This is a genomic window from Bacillus cereus group sp. BcHK124 (assembly GCF_027712065.1).
GTDB lineage: Bacteria > Bacillota > Bacilli > Bacillales > Bacillaceae_G > Bacillus_A > Bacillus_A pacificus.
Genome location: NZ_JAQFPJ010000006.1, coordinates 134,146 through 156,994, shown reverse-complemented (window position 1 = coordinate 156,994; position 22,849 = coordinate 134,146). Strand labels below are relative to the sequence as shown.

Genomic DNA, 22,849 nt, shown 5'->3' with positions numbered 1-22,849 from the left:
ATTTTAAAAATTATTTACCATACAAAAAGCCCAACAAGCATAGCGCTTAATAAGGAAACAGCCATTCCGCTCACAAGAAGCTTCCAAACATTTTTCCCGATGACTGATGATTTTTCGCCGCCAAATAATGAATTGTAAGTTCCATAAATCATACCTACCGTACTAAAGTTAGCAAAAGAAGCTAGAAATGTTGTGGCAACCGCAACCGTATGCGGTTGTAAAGACTTTAAGTTTGATTTTAAATCCATCATTGCAACAAATTCATTCGTCGTTATTTTGATCCCCATTAGTTCAGCTACATACATAGCATCACTGCCCGATAAACCGAGTAAAAAAGCGAAAGGACTAAAGATAATAGAGAAGATTTTTTGAATTGTTAAACCCGTTACAAAAAATCCTAAAATCCCATTTAAACATGCTGTTAAAGCTACATATCCAATTACCATAGCTAAAATAACGATAACCATATTCATCCCGACTAACATACTGTTGGAAATAGTAGAAAAGAAATCCTTTTTTTCATGTTTGGAAGGTGAATAAACAACATCTTCTTCTTTCGAAACTTCCACAGGATTTAATACATTGGCTAAAATTAATGCGTTAATACAGTTTAATGGGATTGCGCTGAAAATATATGTTGCTGGAACCATTGATAAATAAGCACCAAGAATGGATCCGCTGACGCTACTCATACTCATAATTCCAAAAGTCAGCAGACGATTTTCTTTTAAAACAGATAATTGATCCCGAACAACAGCAAGCGCTTCGGTGTTCCCTAAAAACATCATTTGAATCGAAAAGAAGCTTTCTAACTTTGGTAAACGAGAAATCTTTGAAATAATTGCACCTACTTTATCAATAATCCAAGTTAAGATTCCAAAGTAAGAAAGAATATCAAAGAACGTGATAACAAAAATGATAGGAAGTAATGCGCTAAAGAAGAAATCAATTGTTTGATTTTCCATAGCAGAAGGAAATGCAAATCGAATTCCTTCATTCGCACATGCCAGTAGCCAACTGAAAAATGAAGCAATTTTATTAATGATAATACTGCCTAGCTTTGTGCCTAACATAAACCACGTAATAAAAAGCTCCAATATGATGAGAATTACAATTGGTCTCCATTTTATATGTTTTTTATTAGGCGAACATAAGTAAACAATTAATATGACAACGAAAATCCCTAACATATTCAATATGAAATACATGTCAACAACTCCTTGAGGCTTATTATTTGTATATAAAAAAGCTCCTATTCTTCTTAATTTAGAATGAATGTATTTCAACTAAAATTTTGTTAATTCTAAAAATGCAGAAGGTAAAATTCGATAAACATAGAATTTAATATATAACAAACAAGGAGGGATAAAAATGGAGGTCTATCACATAACGAGTAGAAAGAGGGAAACTTATAACGTTCAAGTGAAATATTCGATACTTTTCGAATGTGCGCTTGGAATTGCTGCGATTACTCATAAGCGGTTAATTGATACTCTTGAAAAGAGCCAAAATGAATGGGAAGAAATTAAGAATTCATTAACAGAAGAAATGAGAGAGCACTTACAATTTGTCGAAGAACATAATACGTGGAAAGCATTGCTTCAGTTGTTGTATGAAGAAGATTTTCACGATGTATCGCAGTTTCATACTACAATCGATTCACTTTCAGAAGAAGATTTGAAGTATATATGTTTACCGTTTTTAGGGGAGAAGTATGAGGAGAAAAGACGTTTGGCTGCAAGTACAGATGTAACTGCAATACATGAACTAATGGAACTGACAAAAGATCATCAGTTTTTCTCTACTTATATTCGTTTTATATGCGATGTTGATGTACAAGTGCTGAAAGCCCATTTAATTGCTGTTATGACAGGTTGGTATGAGAGCGTTATTCAGAAAGAGGAAGAAGAAATACTTTCTATATTCAAACGAGATTATGAAGCAAAGAATGAAATGAATAAAAAGATGAAACCAGAAGAGTTTGTCGAGTGGGCTACAGGTGGCGTTCATTATATGCCAGAACCAAGTGTTCATCACGTTCTTCTTATCCCGCAAATAACGTACAGACCGTGGAATATTGAGGCGGATGTTGAAGATACGAAAGTATTTCATTATCCAGTTGCAAACGAAAGTATCCATCCTGAAGATCCATATGAACCGAACTATTTTTTAGTTCAAAAACATAAAGCTCTTGGAGATGAAGCGAGGTTACGCATTGTAAAAATGTTGTTCGAAAAAGAACGAACATTGCAGGAAATTACAGAAAGATTGCAACTTGGTAAATCGACTGTACACCACCATTTGAAATTGTTACGTGCGGCGAAGTTAGTGGATATACATGACGGAAAATATGTATTAAGAAAGAAAGCAGTACAGTCTTTAGCGAAAGAATTAGATATGTTTTTGAATAGATAATTAACAACGAGAATGTACATAAAAGGAGGAATATAAAAGAAAAGTTGGTGTGTGAAATTGAAAAATCGCTCGTTCTTGTTTATGTGGATTGGTAGTGCAATCTCAGAATTAGGAGGCAGTTTCGGAACGTTATGTAATTCAATTCTAGTATATGAGTTAACAGGGTCAGAAATGGCTTTAAGTAGTATGTGGTTATTATATTTCATCCCATCACTCATACTGCAATTAATAAGTGGCCCATTTATTGATAAATGGAGCCGGAAGTGGATTATGATATTTTCACAATGGATACGAGCGTCCGTATTTTTATTACCTTTGGTGATGCTAGTTTCGGGTAGTATAGAAGTTTGGCACATTTATGTTGTTCAAATTGTAGTGGGACTTATTACACCCCTTTATACACCTGCAAGTCAAGCAATTACACCGAGCATTGTAGGGAAAGAACAACTTCAAGATGCAAATGCGTACATTGATGGAATGACTCGCCTTATGATGTTTCTTGCGCCAGTATTAGGCGGAGTAGTCATTCATTTGATTGGAACAAAACTTGCATTATCTTTCGTATGTATTTGTTTATTTGTTAGTGGCACTTTCTTACTGTATATAAAAGAAAATAGAGCATCGCAACCCATTCGGAAAACGTGGCTAGAACAATTTCTTCACGGTTTTACATATTTTTTCACAAAACCAATCATCGTTTGGCTCGGTATATTTCTTACTTTCGTGCAATTTGGAGTTGGGGTAACGATGGTTACAAATCTTCCTTATATAAAAGGCGAGCTGTCAGCGGGAATTTGGTTATTTTATGGCCGGTTTCCCTCTTGGCTATGTAGTTGGATCTATACTAGTTGGTAAAGTAACATATAAAAGCCGGCGTATACTTATGCTTGGAGGATTGTTTATAGGGGGACTCACATACATTTCGCTAGGGTTCAATCATAGTATTATCATTGCAATAATAATTGAAGTAATAGCAGGGATTTGTATTGCATTTTTCAATGTTCATAACACAACGATATGCCAACAGTCAGTTCCGAACAATATGATAGGACAAGTATTTTCAGTGCGATTATTTTTCATACGATCCGCTATGCCGTTAGGTGTGCTAGTAGGGGGAATATTGAGTGAAATGTGGGGAGTAAGAGCGCTATACTTTATTATCGGTTCAATTATATGTGTCACTTCTTTAATCGGAATCTTACTGCCATATTTCAAATTTTTAGATGGGGCAGTTGAAGAGAAAACAGCATAATTCGAAAAATCTAAACTTTATAATTGAAAATAATTATCATAATCAACTATAATAGAAGTATAGTAGTATTCGTATTACAATGAAGGAGTGGGATATATGTTTATCGAAACGAAAACATTTACAGTAAAAGAAGGTACATCAAATATAGTTGTAGAACGTTTTACTGGAGAAGGTATTATTGAAAAATTTGAAGGCTTTATCGATTTAAGTGTTCTTGTGAAAAAAGTAAGACGAGGCGACGAAGAAGTAGTCGTTATGATTCGCTGGGAATCTGAAGAAGCTTGGAAAAACTGGGAAACAAGTGAAGAACATTTAGCTGGACATAGAGCGAGCCGTGGTAAACCAAAACCAGATCATATTATTAATGTGGATCACGCAGTTTATTATGTGAAATCATCGAAAGCGGCTTATCAGCAGTCGTAATATATATAATGGTAGAGGATATTTGTTTATTAAGAAACAAATATCCTCTTTTTTTGATTTATAGTAAAATATGGATGTGATAAATGTTTATTTGTAAATGGAGGTAAATGAAGTGAAAAGAATATTACTAATGACATCTTTGGCAACGATATTATTATCAGCGTGTAGTAATAATAATTTGAAAAAAGAAGTATTTAAGAATGAGGAAGAAAAACGTGAAAGCAGTGCAAACATAGTAGAGCAGAAGGAGTATATCATTATTGATAAGAAACATAATGATATATTTCTAAAAGATGCTAGCTCAAATAAAGAAGACAGTGTGAAAGTAAGTTTAAATGATTTAAACTCAACAAAATGGAAGGCGCCTAAAAGAAACGGTATCCTAGATATAGGTGATCATATCTCTTTGGAAAAAGAAGAGGGTAAATATACACCTACATTAGTAAAAGATCTTGTTGGTGAAATAAAATATGATGGTACAATTAAATATAAAATTTTAGAAGCAACTAGTAAATCGGTAAAGTGGTTTCCGCTAAATAAAGAGAACAATGGAGGATATGTTCCGCCAGAGATGGTAAAAGTAGTGAACGCTTCGAAAATAAAAGCTGGAGACATTGTAACGATTCAAGATAAAACAAAAAGCAGTGAAGATGTAATTATATATGAACTGACAATTGTTGAATAAGTATGTAGAAGATGAAAGATATAAGAGAAGTAAAATATATAGGTAACGAATAACTCCTTAATAATGTGTGTGGAGGTTACAAATGTTAGAAGCACAAATATTTAAACATGAACAACATAAAAAATTAGTGCAAACAATAGTAGCGGAAACCTTGTGTACGGAAAAGGTAAATGGATTCATGCTCATCGGATCTGTCGCGAGAGGTGACGCATATCCTGACTCGGATTTAGATTTTTATATTCTTTTAGAAAACGGACAAAAGAAGAAATTTCGTTCTGAAACGAGAGAAGGTATTTTTGTTGAATATAAGTATGCAGATGTTAATCAAATATTAGTAAACTTTAAAAACAATCCGATGGAACTATATTCATTTTTAGAAGGTGAAATTTTATTTGATAAAAGTGGTGACTAAAAAAAATTAAAGGGAATAGCTATATCTGAATTTGAAAACTATCGTGTTTCTAGCGATAAAGTGAAAGGTATTTTTCATTGGTTGCATAGTTCGTTAATTAAAATTCAATCTGCTTTAAAAGCAAATGATGAGTTAAAAGTTTCATACATAGTTCATACGTCAACTTGGACATTGTTAGATGGGATATGGGCTGTTAATAATAAGCCTATACCACCAGCGGGATCTGTTTTGAAGTATATTAAAACTTTATCTATAGTACCAGTTAATTTTGAGGATTATATAAATAGATTGTTTTTAGGTGATACGAAGGACCGTATTAAAGCAGCAATGGAGTTAATTGAGTGGGTGCTTCATAAATAATACTGTGTCGGTAAATCGATATGTTGTTTCGAATCGTCGATATATTGAGAAAATCGTTGATATAATTCAAGTTACGATTGATATATTTGGAAAATCGTTGATATAAATTTCATATACTGTATAAGTAGCAACTAAAAGAGCGTAATCTAGTCAATTTTTTAACTAGATTACGCTCTTTTTAGCCCAACTGTATTTCAAATTCAAGCATAGCTTGATCTTTCCTAAACGGCATATCGAGTTCTTTAAATCGTAAGCTTATTCCAAACAAATTATTAGGAAGGGCAGGAGATACAACGAAATGATGACTCATATGTCCATCAGTGCCGCCACCACCTTCTGACCAACAGTCGTATGTATCATCTATTGATAATTGGAAGAAACTATGAGGCTTAACTTCATTCGTGGAATCCCAATCGCTATATAAATAAATTACACTAGCGTTTGCATATTGCCGAATAAAAGTTACGGTATACATGATACCTTTATATTCATACGTTTTACAAACAGGTATATGTTTTTGGAATTTAGTTGGTTCGACGCGAGGTTTAAATTCACCTTCGTCCATCATGGAAGAGAATAGTGAATTTAGATAGTCTGGATAAAATTCGTATTGCTTTGCCCATTTATAAATCGCTTCATCATGAGGAAAACCTGGGTTACCATCTGAAAGTTCTTTTCGTTCTTTTAATAGAGCACAAATCTTTTCATCGATAGTATATAATCTTTCATCGTAATAATCAGTAGGGCGTTCAAAACCCATTCGTTTCATAATCATTCCTCCTTTTCTTTATTTTAACAAATAAGAAAGGACGATATATTTTTTAATGTAAAAATTAAGTGAAAACTTAAAATCATTTATAAATTAAATATTGTAGATTTAAAATGAAGTTTCATAACAAGGTCTATTTTGCAGAGAAATTAATTATGTATAAAATAACAATAATATATCTTAATGCAAGAAAATCTAGAGAATCAAGCAGGTTTCCCATATGGTACAGTACGAAACGATTATAAGTAGTACAGTGATATAAATAGGAGGTTATCGCTATGACATCTGTATTTAAAGATATGGCGTTCCAGCTAAGAACGGAACGACTCGACCTGAATATGTGGGAGGAATCTGATGCAGTCTGGCTTAGAGAACTAATTGGTGAACGTGGAGTGGAAATGCCAACCGTTGAATCTGTTCGTAACGATCTTATTGAGAAGCGCAAGATAGCAGTTGAAAATGGTATTTCTCTTCTCACGATTCGTAGACGAGACGAAGGCGATTTCATCGGTTACTGTGGCTTAATTATCGGTCGTTCCACGCTTGAAGAGCCGGAGATTGCATACGAGTTGTTCCGCAGTGCTCATCGCATGGGTTATGCGACAGAGGCAGCATCAGCGGTATTGGAGGCTGCGATTGCTACGGGGCGCAAAAGACTATGGTCTACTGTAGGCGCTTGGAATACTGCGTCTTTTCGGGTGTTAGAGAAGTTAGGATTTAAGCGGCATCATAGTACGTTTGGCGAACGCGGTGAGATTGTTTGGAATGTGCGCGATCTATAGAGATCTGGCCAAATTTGAAATAATAAGAAATGTCAAAGAAAGCCCATATGTTAGGTATGGGCTTTTCCTTATAGTAAATATTGATTTTTTATTTATTTAAGTGTAATAGTCTATCTCTCACCTTAATTTTTCACATCATTATATAATTCCAACGCCTCTTTCACATTCAATCCATTTTTCACAATACCATGTATCGCTTGAATCATCGCAGCTGGATGTTCGGATTGCCATATGTTGCGACCCATATCTACGCCGATTGCACCTTCTTGCAGCGCGTTGTACGTAATGTTTAATGCATCTTCAATTGAATCCAGTTTTGGGCCACCAGCAATTACGACTGGGGCAGGGCATGTGCTCGTAATTTTTTCGAACCCTTCGCAGTAATACGTTTTAATAATGTCAGCACCCATTTCAACACATACACGGGAAGCAAGTGCTAGAAAGCGAGCTTCACGTTTTTGTAGTTCTTTCGCAACTGCGGTAATGCCGAGTACTGGCAGACCATAATCGTGAGCTTCTGAAACTACGTTTGCGAGATTCGTAACCGTTTGTGTCTCATAGTCGGACCCGACGAAAACAGACACACCTACGCCAATCGCGTTTTGTTTTACTGCTTCTTTTACAGGTGTAACAATTGTCTCATTCGCTAAATCTTTACCGACGACAGTAGCCCCGCCAGATACACGCATAACCATCGGTGTACTGCAGTTTTCAGGAATGCAGGAGCTAAGTACACCACGCGTCAAAAAGAGAGAATCCGTATAAGGAAGTAAGTTTTTAACTGTTTCAAGTGGCTGTTCAAGCCCATGAATTGGTCCTAAAAAGTAGCCGTGATCTATCGCTAACATAACCGCTCTGCCATCAGGTAAAATTGTATTTAATCGATTTTTAAATCCCCAAGTCATTCGAAATCACTCCTTTGTTAATGTTGGATTTTCCGTTTGTACCGTATCTTTACTTGTTAAATGTGGTGACTTAATAAAAACTGCTTTAAAAGGTTTGTCAGAATGGTTAATAAGATAGTGAGATTCATGTGGGCGAACTTGCAGGACATCCCCTTGTTTAATTGGAACTCTTTCGTTATTTACATAGAAATCTATTTCACCTTCTAATGCATAGAATACCTCTTCGCACGTTGTATGATAATGGTTTTGAAACTCCTGCCCAGGCTGAATGACAACAAGGCCAAGATCAATATTCGGACCTTGTATTAAATATTTGGGCCCGTTATCACCGAAGCGATAGGAGAAGTCATTTTCATTCGCTTTTAACATACAGTTCACTCCTTTATGTAATGTGTTACAGTGCACCAGGCGCAATCCACATATGTGAGGTGAGCCCTTTATCAGCTAAAGCGAGCTGACTGTCATATACAGTTTTCCATGTTTCATAGAACTCTTTATATAGTTCGTGATTTTCAGTAACTGGTTCGAATGTTTGCTCCCACTGTACAAACTCTTCGGCAGTTTCTTCCATAGATGAATATATGCCAGCACCAAATCCAGCAGCAATCGCAGTTCCTAAAGCAGCTGCTTCTTTCACAACAGGTACTTTTACAGGAATACCAAGGACGTCTGATAAAATTTGTGGCCATAGTTTTCCTTTAGCGGCACCACCAGCAAAAACGACTTCAGAAGGGAATGTCCCTGTGAGGTTTTCTATTAATTTTAAGTTTCCAAGTGTAACGAAGGCGGCATTTTCTTCAATAGCACGAAACAGTTCTTTTTTTCCGCATTTGTCAGCGTCTAAACTTAAATTTAAAAAAGAAGGTGCGGCATGACGCCAAGAAATGTAGTTCATAACGTTTGAAAAAGTAGGGATAATGCCATGTGAACCGACAGGTACGTCTTTCGCTTGTTCTTCTAGTAATTCATAAGCATCTACACCGAGTTTGTCAGCAAGTTTCTTTTCCTCTTGGCAAAAAACGTCTCGAAACCAGCGCATAACGAGGCCTGGGAAAAAGGCAATCGTTTCATATTGCCATAGGTTACGTACGACGTGACAATTTACACGAATCGCAGCATATGGATCCGCTATTGGCTCAGTGACATTCACTTCTTGTTGCCAAAAGCTACCTCCGCATATTAATGTTTGATTCGGTTTCACAACTCCAGTTCCGAGCGATGCCATTTGAGCATCCCCGCCCCCGGCGACGACAGGAATTCCTTCACGTAATCCAGTTAATACTGCACACTCTTTTGTAACGTTGCCGATAACGGTACCAGCTTCATTTACTGTTGGCGAAAATGGCAACGTTATCCCGCACTCCTTAGCGACATCGTTATCCCACACTCTATTTTGCAAGTCAAAAATACCAGACGTACATCCATTTGAAGGGTCGATTTGCAGTACCCCGCTTAATTTATATAAAATCCAATCATTTAACATCGTAAACGAATGAATATTGCTATAGACGTCTGGTTCATGTTTTTTAATCCAAAGTAGGCGGGGTAAAGCACCTAATGAAAAAGTTTGACCAGACTTTGTATATAAATCTTTTTCAAGATGTGACCGAATTTCTTTTAGTTCACTAACCTCCGCAGATGCACGCCCATCAACATTTGCACACGCCCATATTTCTTGCCCATCTTGATTATATAAAACAAATCCTTCCCGCATACTTGTAGCGCTAATAGCAAGAATAGAAGAGGCAGGGGTATTACTTTTTTGAAGAACCTCTTTCGTGCATTCTTGTACTAGCTTCCAATTTTCTATTACATCAAAGTTCATAGAGCCTGGATAACGAGGGTCAGATTTGTGAATCCATTCTTTTTGACTTACTGCAGTTTGATTACCATGTAAATCAAAAAGAACTGCTCGAATGCTTCCTGTACCAGCATCGAAAGCTAATAAATGGGACATTAACAATCACCAGCCTTTCGTAATAAGGAGAGGGCAGTTTCCTCATCAGTAATTAATGTATGAATAAACTTTCCTTTTAAGGCACCATAAATTGCATCTATCTTTTCTATACCTCCAGCAACACCGACGACATGATTCATATTGCGCAAAATAGAGAGAGGCGTGCCAATTAGACGATCGTGATGCGAGAGCTCCAATAAATCGCCATTTGTATTATAAAACTGTCCTAAAATATCGCCAGCACCGTTTTGACTACGAATATATGTCATCTCACGTAGTGTTAATTTTTCTTCTTTTACAATCGTAGCGTCTTGAGATAATCCTCCAATACCGACAACAGCCGTATGAGCAAGTGAAGCGACATGAAGCATATCTTTTACACTCGGTTCTGATAGAATACTTTGTGCCATTTCGGTTGTAGATGCTAGAAACGGCGTAGGGATAATGTGAAGATCGCCTTGCATGTAATGTAAATAGTTTTGTTTTCTCGGGAGATAGTGATTTACTCCGCCTGTTAACGTTACGATTGAGAGATTAATAGAACTTTCGAAATGAATGTTTTCTAGCATTTTGCTAATGGTTTCTCCCCAGCCAATACCGAGTAAACCTCCTTGCTGAAGCTGAGTTTCTAAATATTGTGCAGCAGCTTTTCCGAGAGAAGCGTGATAATTGTTTACTGGGGTAGGGATAATAAAAGCATCTTTTAAGTGGAATTTTTTCATTAAGTCACGCTCAATACTTAAACAGTGTAAACCAGTCCCTTTTACGTGAAATGTAACGATACCTTCACTCCGCGCCTTATCTAATAACCTGACGACTTTATTTCTTGAAATGTGAAGAAGTGAAGCGATTTCCTGTTGTGTTAATTGGTCTTTATAATAGTACCAAGCGACTTTCGTTAATAAATTCTCTTCAAAGTTCAGCTGAGTCATACTCTTCATCCCTTTCAACAATTGACCACAGCTTAAACATATGTACCATATATTTTGTTTATTCCAGTTGAAGCGATGAATAGTACGTAGAAAAAAGTGTTCTAGATATAAAAAAAGGAATATACAATGCTACAAAACAAGTAGAACAAATAATCATTTTCTCAAAAAATGTTCTGGATAAAGGCAGGTGACATCATGTGGAGAACGCACCTTTATTACAAGTAAAAAAAATGAGTAAGGCGTTTTTAAATCAACTTGTATTAAAAGAAGTGAACTTACAAGTAGAGCGTGGAGATATATACGCTTTAGTGGGGGGAAATGGCGCCGGGAAATCAACATTAATGAAAATATTAACGGGGTTATATTCGTATGATGATGGAGAAATGTATGTAAAAGGAACGAAGCAACAGTTTTCAAATCCGTCAGAAGCACATCGAAAAGGTATTTATTTAATACCGCAAGAACCGCTCATTTTTCCGCATATGACTATTGAAGAAAATATATGTATCGGGTTAAAAGAAAAGAAAAAGAAACTAAGAGTACAGATTCAGCAATTGATTAGCAGTCTAGGGTGGGATATTGACCTTTATGAGTTAGGAGCATCATTATCCATTGCGCAGCAACAGTTAGTAGAAATCGTTAGAGGATTAATACGAGAAGCCGAGATTCTTATTCTAGATGAGCCAACATCGACATTAACAACTCACGAAATTAAGAGTCTTTTTGTGTTGATGAAAAGTTTACAAGAAAAAGGAATTGGGATGATTTATATTACGCATCGCTTTCCGGAAATCTTTGAAATTGCCAACAAAGTAGCAATACTACGTGATGGAATGATTGTAAGCCAAGGTGATGTATGTGACTATACATATGACATGCTAATGGAGGGACTATTGCCAAAAGGATATAAACAGAAAGAGAAAATAGAAGTAGTTCAAGAGACAGCAAGGACGAAAAAAATATTAGAAGTGGTTGATATAAATGGTCACGCATTCGAAAATATATCATTCACTGTACATGCGGGAGAGGTTGTAGGTGTTGCTGGCATTATAGGATCTGGCAGAACTGAATTAGCAGAAGCGATATTTGGATTGAAAACTATAAAATCAGGGTCTATCTTATTAGATGGAAAATCAATTGATACGTGTTCTTTGCATAAAAGGCTAGACGAAGGACTAGTTTATGTGCCAGAGGATAGGGCGAGGAATGGAATTTTCTCAATTGCTTCTGTTAAAGAAAATATTGCAGCAGCAAGTTTACAGCAAAATAATCGCTTTTTTATAAATCAAGAAAAAGAAAGCGCTTTAGTTAATTCGTTTATAGAACAGTTCCGAATTGTTGTACAGAATATGAATGAAGAACTTGCATCTTTATCAGGAGGTAATCAGCAGAAGGTCGTGCTTGCAAAGTATCTCGCATGTAATCCGAAAATTATTATTCTTGATGAGCCGACTCGCGGAATTGATGCGAAAGCGAGGCTTGAAGTGTATGAGACGATAGAAAAAATGAAAAGGGAAGGACTCGCAATTTTATTAATTTCCTCAGATGTTGAAGAAATTGTTCAATTAGTAAATCGTGTATATGTAATGAGAAATGGGCGATTTGTTTCTCATATGGAAAAGGAACAACTGAGTGTGAATGAAGTTACACGCCTTGCATACGGAGGTGTAGCGGAATGAAACGCATGTTAAAAATGCACGAAACGTCTATCATACTGTTACTACTAATGTATATAGCTATTGTAGGAATGATAAACCCTAGTTTTATTCAATTTAATTCGTTATCTTTACTGATAAAATCAAGCGTTATTTTAGTCGTGCTAGCAATTGGCCAATCGTTCGTCTTATTTACGAAAAATATAGATGTATCAGTTGGTTCAAGTATGGGGTTAAGTGCAGCAGTTTGCGGGATGATGTTAACGAATGGGTATAGTGCATTCTTGTCGATATTTGCTGCTATTATACTTGGGGCTATTATCGGTTTCGTAAATGGTAATGGGGTTGCGAAGTTTCGGGTACCAGCCATTATTATGACATTAGGCATGTTAGGAATTATTAGAGGTGCAATGTTAATTTTCACAGGTGGAAAGTGGATTGAAGATATACCAAATGATTTTAAGAAGCTGTCATCTATCGTCATATTTGGTCTGCCGATAATTGTATGGGTTGTTCTTATTATTTTACTACTACTATACTTCTTTTTAAGAAAAATGCCATTTGGAAGATACTTTTACGCGGTAGGTGATAATGAAGATGGCGCGAGACTTATTGGTATACCTATTAATAAAGTGAAGGTATATGCGTTTATGATTTCAGGAATAAGCGCCGCGCTCGCTGGTTGTCTATTTGTTATGAATATCGGGTTCGTTCCGAATCAAACAGGAACCGGGATAGAACTACAGGTTATTGCAGCTGCTGTACTAGGAGGAATCCATTTAAAAGGAGGAACAGGATCTTTATTTGGAGCTGCATTAGGAGCATTATTTTTAGAAACAATAAGCAGTTCACTCGTCTTTTTAAAAATACCAGCATTTTGGAATAATGCTATTTCAGGTTTTTTATTATTACTTATCATCATATTGGATAGTGTTATGAAAAAGTGGAAGGCAGAAAGGAGGATGAATCTATGAAGTATGTATACAGATGGGAAGGTGTTCTAATTGTATTACTTCTAATAGAATTCATTCTCTTTAGTTTGATAAATGGTGATTTCTTAAATATTAGTAATCTCCTTTTTAGTACAAATGATTTCCTATTTATCGCAATTGCGGCGATACCAATGACTTTCGTCATTGTAACAGGAGGAATTGATGTATCGGTCGGCTCAATAATGGGGCTCACTTCAATCTTGATCGGTGTACTTTGGATGAACGGAATACCTATTTTGTTTGCTGTCATAATATCCTTAGTAATTAGTTGCTTAGCAGGCGCTTTAAACGGACTCATTATAAAAATGACAGATGTCGAACCACTCGTCGTTACACTCGGAACGATGTTTTTATACGGAGGAATTGCACTCGTCATTTCAGGGGGGGCAGGTGCTTCTGGGTATGAAGGAATAAGCGGTTTACCTGACACATTTGTACAACTGGCAAACGGTAGTTTTATAGGAATACCGAATTTATTATGGCTACTGATCGTATTAACAGTTTTATGTACTGTATTATTTCACCGAACTATATACGGGCGCCACGTAAAATTAACAGGTGCGAACGAAAATACAGCCAAATACACCGGGATTAAAACGAAAAAAGTAGTCATCATCGCTTACATACTCTCCGGATTAGGAGGTGGATTAGGAGGCGCTTTCTTAACTGCATATTTCGGTTCCGCACGTGCTGATATGGGAAGTGAAACAATTTTACCAATCATTACAGCAGTCGTATTAGGCGGGACACTTATTACAGGGGGAAAAGGAAGCATTATCGGTACTGTACTGGCAAGTATTTTTATTGGGCTCATGCAGTATGGTTTGCAAATGACGGGTTTAACAAATGAACAATCCAACGTAGTAATTGGTATTATCCTTATTCTTTCAGTTATTATGAGACATTTCAAATTACATCAATTCACATTGGGGAAAAGAAAGAATTTGCATAAGGGGGAAATGTCATGAAAAGAAAATTAGGGATTGTATTAATCGTATGCATTTGTTTAATCGGTTTAATCGCTTGTTCTAGTCAAACCGCAGATAAGAAAAAAGCTGATGATGTGAAATTTGCATTTATCCCGAAATTAACAGGAGTGGGCTTCTTTACATCGGGAGGTGAAGGAGCAAAGGAGATGGGAGATAAGCTAGGCGTACAAGTGAAATATGATGGGCCGTCTGAAGCGAGTGTATCAGGGCAAGTAAAGTATATAAATAATTTTATTAACCAAAACTATGATGCACTTATGGTCTCTTCTACGTCAGTAGATGGTTTATCACAATCATTGCAACGTGCTAAGAAAAAAGGCATGACGGTGTTAACATGGGATTCTGATGTCAATCCGAAAGACCGTTCCTTTTATATAAGCCAAGGAACACCGGATCAACTTGCTAACTTATTAATTGAAATGACTTCTAAGCAAATTGGAGATAAAGGAAAAGTAGCCTTCTTTTACTCTAGTCCAACAGTAACGGATCAAAACCAATGGGTAACGAAAGCGAAAGAAATTATTAAAAAGAAATATCCGAACTGGGAAATTGTAACGACGCAGTACGGTGAAAATAATGCGCAAAAGTCTTTGTCGGTAGGGGAGAATATTTTAAAAACGTATCCAGATATTAATGCAGTCATTTGTCCGGATGCAACGGCACTTCCAGCAATGGCACAAGCAGCTGAAAATTTAAAAATGGATAAAAAAGTAGTCGTAACTGGCTTCTCTACACCAAACGTGATGCGTGATTACGTAAAACGAGGAACAGTAGCGCAATTTGGTTTATGGGATGTCAAACAACAAGGTGCACTCGCAACGTATGTTGCAAATGAAATAGTAGTAAAAGGGAAGAAGTTAAAAGTAGGGGATAGCTTTGAAGTAAAAGGGATTGGGAAAGTGAAGGTAGAGCCAAACTCCATTCAAGGATATGATTATGAGGCAGAAGGGAACGGAATTATCGTACTACCAGAACGAGTCGTATTTACGAAGGATAATATTGATAAATATAATTTCTAGTAACGAAAAAACGTCCGAATGTATCGGACGTTTTTTTCTTTATTAGTTATGAACTGTTTCTTTTTCGTTTAATCCAAGCGTACGCCCTGTAGAAGTGTGAAGGTCTTGGAACAATCTTGGATTTTCTGTTAATGAAATGCCGTAAGAAGGGATCATTTCTTTTATTTTTCCTTCCCATTCTACCATTCGGCTTGGGAAACATTTTTCTAATACTTCAAGCATAACATGAACGGCAGTAGAAGCACCCGGTGATGCACCTAGTAACGCCGCGATTGATCCATCAGCCGCACTAACAACTTCAGTACCGAATTGAAGTGTTCCTTTACCGCCAGCGTCAGTATCTTTAATTACTTGTACACGCTGACCAGCAACTACAATATCCCAATCTTCACTTTTTGCGTTCGGAATGAATTCGCGTAATTCTTCCATACGTTTCTCGTGCGATAACATAACTTGTTGAATTAAGTATTTTGTTAATCCCATTTCTTTTACACCAGCAGCTAACATCGTTAAGACGTTATTCGGTTTTACAGAACCAATTAAGTCAAGGTTTGAACCAGTTTTTAAGAACTTAGGAGAGAACCCTGCGAACGGTCCAAATAGTAAAGCTTTTTTATTGTCTATATATCTCGTATCAAGGTGAGGTACAGACATTGGCGGAGCGCCAACTTTAGCTTTACCGTATACTTTTGCATGATGTTGCTCTACAACTTTTTGGTTTTTACATACCATAAATAGTCCACTTACTGGGAATCCACCGATATGTTTTGATTCAGGAATACCAGTCTTTTGTAGTAGAGGTAGACTACCGCCGCCGCCACCGATAAAGACGAATTTTGCAGTATGATGCTCGATTTTACCACTATTCATATCGTGTACTTTTACTTCCCACAAACCATTCTTCGTGCGTTTAATATTTTCGACACTATGTTTGTAGTTTAGCTCGACATCTTTCGTTTTTAAGTAATCAAACAACATTCGTGTTAATGCACCGAAGTTAACATCTGTTCCAGAGTCAATCTTCGTTGCCGCCATAGGTTCATTAGATGTACGACCTTCCATAATGAGTGGAAGCCATTTTTTTAATGTTTCAGGAGCATCGGAAAATTCCATTCCTTGAAACAGTGGATTTTTTGAAAGCGCTTCAAAACGGTTTTTTAGAAACTGAACATTTTTTTCACCTTGTACTAAACTCATATGAGGTAGAGGCATAATGAAATCTTGTGGATTACGAATTAATTTGCTTTTTACAAGATATGCCCAAAATTGTCTTGAAAGCTGGAATTGTTCATTCACTTTTACAGCCTTACTAATATCTATAGATCCGTCAGATTTTTCGGAAGTATAGTTCAGTTCGCATAGCGCAGAATGCCCTGTACCTGCATTATTCCATTCATTAGAGCTCTCTTCCCCGGCACTAGCGAGTTTTTCAAAAACTTTAATTTCCCATTCAGGTGCTAATTCTTTTAGCAATGAGCCTAACGTTGCACTCATAATTCCTGCACCAATTAAGATAACGTCTGTTTTTTGCTGCATGTTGCTCATGATAATCTCTCCATCCCCTATATTGGCAAAAAAGAGTAGGTGTTTTCTATGTCTAAGCCGTAAAAGAGAAACACCGCCTAGGCCCCACCTAGGTATTTACCTTTTTTGTCTCAATTATATAACCATCTCATACTCTATTATAATAATTAATAGACTAAAATATCTAGTGTTATCTGATAATTTTAAACTATTTAACGTTTTATTCGCCAAAAATCTTATTTAACAAGCTCTTTTAAGTTGGTAAATAGAAAAAAATTACAGTTTGAAATTATCTCGAAAAAGCTTACGTATCCAAAGGTGAGTAGAAGGGATACCTTTTTATGGGATTTTTTGCTTTGTTTATTGTATAATTATTCTGAAATTTTAAAAGGAGGGATACACATGCGTACACAAGAACAAATCGCAAACTTATTTCGAAATTTTTCAATAAAGGAATGTAAAGGGTCAAGTGACTTATATGAATACTTATCAATACAAATTGCTGAAGATGAGGAAGTACTTACACTATCTTCCTACGCTCAAGCAGGTCAACCAGTCCCAAACTTATTATTAGGTGCAGTACATTATTTATTATTAGCAGGGAAAGAACATCATTTAAAAACGTACTATAGTAGCTTAGTTGAACATGCTAATACAGATTTAGATCAAGCTTTTGCTCATTTTAAAGATTTCTGTAAAATATACAGAGAGGAAATCATTACTTTATTACAAACGAAACTTGTTCAAACGAATGAAGTAAGAAGATGTGCGTACTTATATCCAAGTTTCAGTTACATATTCAGCAAAGTGAATAAACCGTTAGCGTTAATAGAAATTGGGACAAGTTCTGGATTACAACTATTTTGGGACCAATATAGCTATTCGTACGGTACAGATGAAACATACGGAAATATAAATTCGAATGTACATGTAACTTCTGAAATAAGAGGGGAGAATGTGCCTCATTTATTAAAAGAAAGTCCACCTGTCGTAGAAAGAATCGGACTAGATTTACATGTAAATGATTTACATAGTGATGAAGATTATTTATGGCTACGTGCACTCATATGGCCAGAACATAAAGAAAGGCTTGAACTGTTTGACCAAGCTGCATCTTTAGTAAAAAATAAATCTGTTCAATTAATAGAAGGAGACGGTGTAGAGCTATTATCATCTATCATTGAACGAATAAGTGAAGAGGCGGTTATCTGTATTTTCCATACACACGTCGCAAATCAAATACCTGAACAAATAAAACGTAAGCTGGAAAAACAAATCCAAGAAATAGGTGCAAAACGTGATGTATTCCACTTATATAACAACATGTGGGACCGGAATCTTCATATTGATTATTATATTAACGGAAACGAATATCGTGAAACAGTCGGAGAAACAGAAGGGCATGGGAGATGGTTTAGTTGGAAGCTTAGGAAGGAGACGCTTTGTTAATATTTGAGAAGTTTTTATTTTCAAGAAATTAGATAATGAAATTCCAGAAAATGAAAGTAACTAGTTACTTTCATTTTTCTTTTGTGATAATATGTTAGTAATTACTTACTTACATATTGAATGGAGGAATATAGATGGGGAAATTAACAGCACGAGAAAAAGTTATGGAAGCTGCTACTTTATTATTCGGGGAAAAGGGGTATACAGCGACAACCATTCGTGAAGTGGCAGAAAAAGCAGGAGTAAGCGAATTAACGATATTTCGTAATTTTAAAAATAAGGAAAATCTTTTTAGGGAGAGTATTATTTTACGGACGACACCAGTTGCTTTGCTAGAGGAAATAGAAGAGCAATTTACTGGTGATTTACATAAGGACCTTACGAAAGTGGCGGAAACATATATTCAAACCAATTTACCAAAGCTAAATTATATTTGGGCTGCGTTAATAGAATCAAGACAAAATAGTGAAATGAAAGCATTACTACATGAGTTGAATTCACATCTAGTGAATCACTTAGAACAATATTTAAAGCAACTTGGTGAGAAGGGACACATTTCCACCTGTAATTACCGTTTGATAGCGAATATGTTTTATGGACAATTGTTTTTATACATTATGAATGTAAGTATATCGGAAGAAGAAATTCAGTTAGAAGAGTATATAGAGACATGTGTAAATTTATTTATGAATGGGATTTTAAATAAATAAAAAGAATAAGGGTGGCAGAAATGAGGAATATATTAGCATTAATAGCTTTAATTGCAGGTTTTTTTATGGCAATTTTAGATTCGAATATTGTGAATATTGCATTACCAGAAATGACAAAGACATTTCATACTTCAATTGATACAATTTCTTGGGTTGCTAATAGTTATAATGTTGCCTTTGTATCGTGTTTATTAATTGCAGCACGCCTGGCGGATCAGTTTGGTCGCAAGAAACTGTATATTATTGGTTTATTGTTTTTTTCTATTAGTTCATTTATGTGCGGTATAGCCACTTCTTTTCATACATTAGTTGCTTTTAGGGTAATACAAGGAGTTTCCGCCGCAGTTATCGTACCAGTTGCTATGCCATTAGGCCTTAATTTAGTACCGAAAGAAAAACAAGGTATGATAGGAGGCGTCATGGGAGCTTTTGGGGGATTAGCAGCGGCGATTGGCCCTTCACTTGGAGGCGTTTTAATTGACAAATTAAATTGGAGTTGGGTGTTTTTTATTAATATACCAGTGAGTATATTATCTTTCATTTTCGTGATTCTTTGTATTAAAGAATCGTATGATCATGCTACAAGCTCTAAAATAGATTGGGCAGGTATGATTACTTCTGCATCTGCACTATGCTTACTCGTATATGCACTCATACAAGTAAATACAAATCATTTAAGCACGATAAGCTTAATACTTCTTTTTATGCTCTCATTCATAGGTTTTATATTATTTTTTATCATTGAAAAGAAAAGTGAAAATCCAATGTTGCCATTAAGAATATTCACAAATAAAGAGTTCTCAATCTCGAATTTTTCTTTATTCTTTGTTGGAATGGGACTAATGAACTTTTTATTTATACTTGCTTTTTATTTTGTTCAAGTAGAAGGTATGTCTGAATTACAGTCAGGTTTAATAATTAGCACGCTAGCGATTGTTTCGATGCTTGTTACAGCAATAGTAACACCACTCGCAGCAAAGCGGGGAAGTTCATTAATAGGTAGTATAGGGCTATTAACATTTATCGTAGCGTCATATTTATTTAGTCAAATAGATTCAAACTTTACTACATGGGATTATATTTGGAGGCTAATAATCGTTGGAATTGGAACTGGGTGCACATTAGCACCATATACAACAACGGCAGTTTTAAGTGTGCCTATTGAAAAGTCAGGTGTTGCTGCAAGTATTTGTAATATTTCAAGAACAGTTGGAAGTATTGTTGGGGTTGCGATACTTGTGATGTTTCTGAATCATCAATTGTTAGTTGAAAAAGAGAAGGTAAATAGGGAAGTAGTAACTGTGATTAAAAAAAGTGATTTGTAAAATTTAGAAAGGGGGGAAGTATTGCAAGCGATAAATAAAAAACAGCAAATCATCTTAAAATCTGATGGAGAGCGAAAAATTTACAAACAAGTAAAGGAGGAATATCAGCAAGGAATAATTCGTAGTTATAATTTAGCATTTTTAATGGGCGCAACTATATTTTTTATCGCATTTATTTTTAATATAGGAAGAGTCTTATTAGAGAAGAAAAGAAGAGGATCGTTTGAATAAAGAAAAAGGCTGTGCGTCATATAGAGCACAGCCTTTTTATAGTGATATGTATTTAATCAAAACCCAGGTAATCCATCAATCTCACAAACTTTCTTGGATGTAAAACCGATATTTAGTAAAATTTTGCGCGAGGGGATGTTGTTCGGATCAATAATTACAATATAGTTTTGGCATAGTATTCCTCCAAACTAAAATTTTTATTGTTCGTCAGAAAAGATTGTCTTTAACACTATTACTTACACTACCATAACCGTTGTTTTCAGTAAAACACGCTCCATCTATTGTAAGATTCCCTGAATGTTGTAATGTATTAAAAGTTCATTGGTACGCTCATTACTAAGTCGTAACATGTCATATATGTATTTTTGGCTATATTGAGGATAGGTTGGTTTTATATATGTTTTAGTAATTGAAAGAAAACTATTAAGTATGAAGAAGGGGATCAAACGTTTATAGGGGATATATAAAGTTATTATATATAGAATTAGAAATAAGAATTTGATAGTATTGGAGTAAGGAGTTTTAATAGCAGTATATTAAGTGGTACTAATATATTGTTGCAAATACTTCCATGAATTTATGGAAGCATTTGATAGAATTCAAAAAAATATAATGGAGGCTCATATGAAAAAAGTAATTGGCGCAGCAACAGCAACTGTTTTCGGATTGGGAGCATTTACTACAACTGCTACCGCAGAAACAATCGTAACAGCAGATGTACTCAACGTACGTGAAAAACCGACTACGGAATCAAAAGTTGTAGAAAAGGTAAAAAATGGGCAAGAATTAAAAGTCATCAATACTGAAGATGGCTGGTCAAAAATTGAATTGAATGGTAAAGAAGTATTTGTAAGCTCGGAGTTTACAAAAGATGTGTATCATGTAACAGCAAATTTATTAAATGTTCGTACGGAAGCAAACACAGAATCAAAAATTCTTGGCAGACTGAAAAAAGATGATGTAATTGAATCAATGAACCAAGTAAAAGATGGATGGCTACAATTTGAGTATAAAGGAAAAACAGCTTATGTAAATGTTTCTTTCTTATCTAGTACAGCACCAGTTGAAAAAAAGGCTGACGAGAAAACGAAGCAAGTAGCGAAAGTGCAAAAAATGGTTAAAGCTAAGGAAGAAGCGAAAACACAGAAGGTAACAAAGGCAAAAGAAACAATTAAACCTAAGGAAGAAGAGAAAGTACAAGAAGTAGTAAAAGTACAAGAAGAAGCAAAAGTACAAGAAGTAGCAAAACCTAAGGAAGAAGAGAAAGTACAAGAAGTAGTAAAGCCTAAGGAAGAAGAGAAAGTACAAGAAGTAGTAAAGCCTAAGGAAGAAGAGAAAGTACAAGAAGAAGCAAAGGCAAAAGAAGAAGAGAAGGCACGAGAAATAGCAAAGGCTAAAGAAGAAGAGAAGGCGCAAGAAATAGCAAAGGCTAAAGAAGAAGCAAAAGCGCAAGAGATAGTCAAAGCTAAGGAAGAGGCGAAAGCCCGAGAAATAGCAAAGGCTAAAGAAGAAGCAAAAGCGCAAGAAATAGCGAAGGCTAAAGAAGAAGAGAAAGCCCGAGAAATAGCAAAAGCTAAAGAAGAAGCAAAAGCGCAAGAAATAGCCAAAGCTAAGGAAGAGGCGAAAGCCCGAGAAATAGCTAAGGCCAAGGAAGAAGCAAAAGCCCGAGAAGCAATAAAGGCAAAAGAAGAGTCTAAAAATAACACGCAGTCCGCTAAACGTGAATTAACAGTGGTGGCGACAGCATATACTGCTGATCCAAGTGAAAATGGTACATATGGTGGACGCGTTTTAACTGCGATGGGGCATGATTTAACGGCTAATCCGAATATGAGAATTATCGCAGTTGACCCGAAAGTAATTCCTTTAGGATCTAAAGTATGGGTAGAAGGTTATGGAGAAGCAATCGCTGGAGATACGGGAAGTGCAATTAAAGGTAATCGCATTGATGTTTTAATGGGCTCAAAAAGTAAAGCTATGAATTGGGGAAGACAAACTGTTAAAGTGAAAATTTTATAATAAATCTAGAATATAACATAATGAAAATAAGACCGACATATTCT

At 35.7% G+C, this 22,849-nt stretch carries 18 protein-coding genes and 4 pseudogenes; 14 read left to right on the top strand and 8 right to left on the bottom strand.

Going from position 1 to position 22,849, the window contains the following annotated elements; translation table 11 throughout:
* Positions 1–14: 14 nt before the first annotated feature.
* Positions 15–1,208 (bottom strand): NupC/NupG family nucleoside CNT transporter, encoded by a 1,194-nt coding sequence (locus PDK19_RS12300; protein ID WP_000273608.1) that lies wholly within the window; start codon positions 1,206–1,208, stop codon positions 15–17.
* Positions 1,209–1,371: 163 nt separating this feature from the next.
* Here PDK19_RS12300 and PDK19_RS12295 point away from each other — a divergent pair, with 163 nt between their 5' ends.
* From PDK19_RS12295 to PDK19_RS12275, 5 genes and pseudogenes are all read left to right on the top strand, one after another.
* Positions 1,372–2,415 (top strand): ArsR/SmtB family transcription factor, encoded by a 1,044-nt coding sequence (locus PDK19_RS12295; RefSeq protein WP_000454569.1) that lies wholly within the window; start codon positions 1,372–1,374, stop codon positions 2,413–2,415.
* Positions 2,416–2,496: 81 nt separating this feature from the next.
* Positions 2,497–3,667: pseudogene (locus PDK19_RS12290) on the top strand (MFS transporter).
* Between the two features lie 96 nt (positions 3,668–3,763).
* Complete coding sequence (gene hmoA / locus PDK19_RS12285; protein WP_000469503.1) at positions 3,764–4,090, top strand: heme-degrading monooxygenase HmoA; 327 nt, start codon at positions 3,764–3,766, stop codon at positions 4,088–4,090.
* A 97-nt stretch (positions 4,091–4,187) separates the two neighbouring features.
* Complete coding sequence (locus PDK19_RS12280) at positions 4,188–4,775, top strand: hypothetical protein (RefSeq protein ID WP_049113929.1); 588 nt, start codon at positions 4,188–4,190, stop codon at positions 4,773–4,775.
* Between the two features lie 82 nt (positions 4,776–4,857).
* Positions 4,858–5,547, top strand: a pseudogene (locus PDK19_RS12275) (nucleotidyltransferase domain-containing protein).
* 178 nt (positions 5,548–5,725) lie between these two features.
* Here the strand turns inward: PDK19_RS12275 and PDK19_RS12270 are convergent.
* Positions 5,726–6,322, bottom strand: a complete 597-nt coding sequence (locus tag PDK19_RS12270) for a hypothetical protein (RefSeq protein ID WP_070806326.1) — start codon at positions 6,320–6,322, stop codon at positions 5,726–5,728.
* Positions 6,323–6,594: 272 nt separating this feature from the next.
* Here PDK19_RS12270 and PDK19_RS12265 point away from each other — a divergent pair, with 272 nt between their 5' ends.
* On the top strand, positions 6,595–7,098 hold the full coding sequence (locus PDK19_RS12265) for a GNAT family N-acetyltransferase (protein ID WP_000204934.1): 504 nt from the start codon (positions 6,595–6,597) through the stop codon (positions 7,096–7,098).
* Positions 7,099–7,220: 122 nt separating this feature from the next.
* Here the strand turns inward: PDK19_RS12265 and lsrF are convergent, their stop codons facing one another.
* The 4 genes from lsrF to PDK19_RS12245 are packed head-to-tail and all read right to left on the bottom strand — an operon-like array spanning position 7,221 to position 10,892.
* The gene (lsrF, locus tag PDK19_RS12260; protein WP_000219783.1) at positions 7,221–8,003 is read right to left on the bottom strand and encodes a 3-hydroxy-5-phosphonooxypentane-2,4-dione thiolase; all 783 of its coding nucleotides are present in this window, start codon (positions 8,001–8,003) and stop codon (positions 7,221–7,223) included.
* A gap of 6 nt (positions 8,004–8,009) precedes the next feature.
* Positions 8,010–8,372: a cupin domain-containing protein gene (locus PDK19_RS12255; RefSeq protein ID WP_263703639.1), complete on the bottom strand. Its 363-nt coding sequence runs from the start codon at positions 8,370–8,372 to the stop codon at positions 8,010–8,012.
* Between the two features lie 25 nt (positions 8,373–8,397).
* On the bottom strand, positions 8,398–9,960 hold the full coding sequence (gene lsrK / locus PDK19_RS12250) for an autoinducer-2 kinase (protein ID WP_270707179.1): 1,563 nt from the start codon (positions 9,958–9,960) through the stop codon (positions 8,398–8,400).
* The gene (locus tag PDK19_RS12245; protein WP_270707178.1) at positions 9,960–10,892 is read right to left on the bottom strand and encodes a sugar-binding transcriptional regulator; all 933 of its coding nucleotides are present in this window, start codon (positions 10,890–10,892) and stop codon (positions 9,960–9,962) included. Before PDK19_RS12245 ends, lsrK begins: the two co-directional genes overlap by 1 nt.
* Before the next feature lie 197 nt (positions 10,893–11,089).
* Here PDK19_RS12245 and PDK19_RS12240 point away from each other — a divergent pair, with 197 nt between their 5' ends.
* From PDK19_RS12240 to lsrB, 4 genes are read left to right on the top strand one after another with little or no spacing between them, the layout of a single operon-like run.
* On the top strand, positions 11,090–12,571 hold the full coding sequence (locus PDK19_RS12240) for a sugar ABC transporter ATP-binding protein (RefSeq protein WP_270707176.1): 1,482 nt from the start codon (positions 11,090–11,092) through the stop codon (positions 12,569–12,571).
* Positions 12,568–13,521, top strand: a complete 954-nt coding sequence (locus tag PDK19_RS12235; protein ID WP_263703635.1) for an ABC transporter permease subunit — start codon at positions 12,568–12,570, stop codon at positions 13,519–13,521. The genes PDK19_RS12240 and PDK19_RS12235 overlap by 4 nt, the downstream gene beginning before the upstream one ends.
* Positions 13,518–14,507: an ABC transporter permease gene (locus PDK19_RS12230; protein WP_270707174.1), complete on the top strand. Its 990-nt coding sequence runs from the start codon at positions 13,518–13,520 to the stop codon at positions 14,505–14,507. Before PDK19_RS12235 ends, PDK19_RS12230 begins: the two co-directional genes overlap by 4 nt.
* The gene (gene lsrB, locus PDK19_RS12225) at positions 14,504–15,547 is read left to right on the top strand and encodes an autoinducer 2 ABC transporter substrate-binding protein LsrB (RefSeq protein ID WP_000823651.1); all 1,044 of its coding nucleotides are present in this window, start codon (positions 14,504–14,506) and stop codon (positions 15,545–15,547) included. The genes PDK19_RS12230 and lsrB overlap by 4 nt, the downstream gene beginning before the upstream one ends.
* A 42-nt stretch (positions 15,548–15,589) precedes the next feature.
* Here the strand turns inward: lsrB and PDK19_RS12220 are convergent, their stop codons facing one another.
* Entirely contained in the window at positions 15,590–17,092 is a 1,503-nt protein-coding gene (locus PDK19_RS12220) for a malate:quinone oxidoreductase (RefSeq protein WP_000069165.1), read from the bottom strand.
* Between the two features lie 381 nt (positions 17,093–17,473).
* On the opposite strand from PDK19_RS12220, the gene PDK19_RS12215 reads away from it, so the two are divergent.
* The 3 genes and pseudogenes from PDK19_RS12215 (at position 17,474) to PDK19_RS12205 (ending at position 20,786) form a co-directional block, all read left to right on the top strand.
* Positions 17,474–18,520, top strand: coding sequence for a DUF2332 domain-containing protein (locus PDK19_RS12215; protein WP_049111535.1), 1,047 nt, complete (start codon positions 17,474–17,476; stop codon positions 18,518–18,520).
* A 134-nt stretch (positions 18,521–18,654) separates the two neighbouring features.
* The gene (locus tag PDK19_RS12210; protein WP_000517412.1) at positions 18,655–19,230 is read left to right on the top strand and encodes a TetR/AcrR family transcriptional regulator; all 576 of its coding nucleotides are present in this window, start codon (positions 18,655–18,657) and stop codon (positions 19,228–19,230) included.
* Positions 19,231–19,250: 20 nt separating this feature from the next.
* Positions 19,251–20,786, top strand: a pseudogene (locus PDK19_RS12205) (MFS transporter).
* Between the two features lie 56 nt (positions 20,787–20,842).
* Here the strand turns inward: PDK19_RS12205 and PDK19_RS12200 are convergent.
* Positions 20,843–20,941 (bottom strand): annotated as a pseudogene (locus tag PDK19_RS12200) (GNAT family N-acetyltransferase); the annotation flags it as partial.
* A 469-nt stretch (positions 20,942–21,410) separates the two neighbouring features.
* On the opposite strand from PDK19_RS12200, the gene entB reads away from it, so the two are divergent.
* Entirely contained in the window at positions 21,411–22,805 is a 1,395-nt protein-coding gene (gene entB, locus PDK19_RS12195; protein ID WP_270707172.1) for a cell wall-binding protein EntB, read from the top strand.
* Positions 22,806–22,849: the final 44 nt, after the last annotated feature.

Coding starts and splice junctions, on each gene's coding strand:
- PDK19_RS12300 (WP_000273608.1), bottom strand. CDS start 1,208: ATGTATTTCATATTGAATATGTTAGGGATTTTCGTTGTCATATTAATT.
- PDK19_RS12295 (WP_000454569.1), top strand. CDS start 1,372: ATGGAGGTCTATCACATAACGAGTAGAAAGAGGGAAACTTATAACGTT.
- hmoA (WP_000469503.1), top strand. CDS start 3,764: ATGTTTATCGAAACGAAAACATTTACAGTAAAAGAAGGTACATCAAAT.
- PDK19_RS12280 (WP_049113929.1), top strand. CDS start 4,188: ATGGAGGTAAATGAAGTGAAAAGAATATTACTAATGACATCTTTGGCA.
- PDK19_RS12270 (WP_070806326.1), bottom strand. CDS start 6,322: ATGATTATGAAACGAATGGGTTTTGAACGCCCTACTGATTATTACGAT.
- PDK19_RS12265 (WP_000204934.1), top strand. CDS start 6,595: ATGACATCTGTATTTAAAGATATGGCGTTCCAGCTAAGAACGGAACGA.
- lsrF (WP_000219783.1), bottom strand. CDS start 8,003: ATGACTTGGGGATTTAAAAATCGATTAAATACAATTTTACCTGATGGC.
- PDK19_RS12255 (WP_263703639.1), bottom strand. CDS start 8,372: ATGTTAAAAGCGAATGAAAATGACTTCTCCTATCGCTTCGGTGATAAC.
- lsrK (WP_270707179.1), bottom strand. CDS start 9,960: ATGTCCCATTTATTAGCTTTCGATGCTGGTACAGGAAGCATTCGAGCA.
- PDK19_RS12245 (WP_270707178.1), bottom strand. CDS start 10,892: ATGACTCAGCTGAACTTTGAAGAGAATTTATTAACGAAAGTCGCTTGG.
- PDK19_RS12235 (WP_263703635.1), top strand. CDS start 12,568: ATGAAACGCATGTTAAAAATGCACGAAACGTCTATCATACTGTTACTA.
- PDK19_RS12230 (WP_270707174.1), top strand. CDS start 13,518: ATGAAGTATGTATACAGATGGGAAGGTGTTCTAATTGTATTACTTCTA.
- lsrB (WP_000823651.1), top strand. CDS start 14,504: ATGAAAAGAAAATTAGGGATTGTATTAATCGTATGCATTTGTTTAATC.
- PDK19_RS12220 (WP_000069165.1), bottom strand. CDS start 17,092: ATGAGCAACATGCAGCAAAAAACAGACGTTATCTTAATTGGTGCAGGA.
- PDK19_RS12215 (WP_049111535.1), top strand. CDS start 17,474: ATGCGTACACAAGAACAAATCGCAAACTTATTTCGAAATTTTTCAATA.
- PDK19_RS12210 (WP_000517412.1), top strand. CDS start 18,655: ATGGGGAAATTAACAGCACGAGAAAAAGTTATGGAAGCTGCTACTTTA.
- entB (WP_270707172.1), top strand. CDS start 21,411: ATGAAAAAAGTAATTGGCGCAGCAACAGCAACTGTTTTCGGATTGGGA.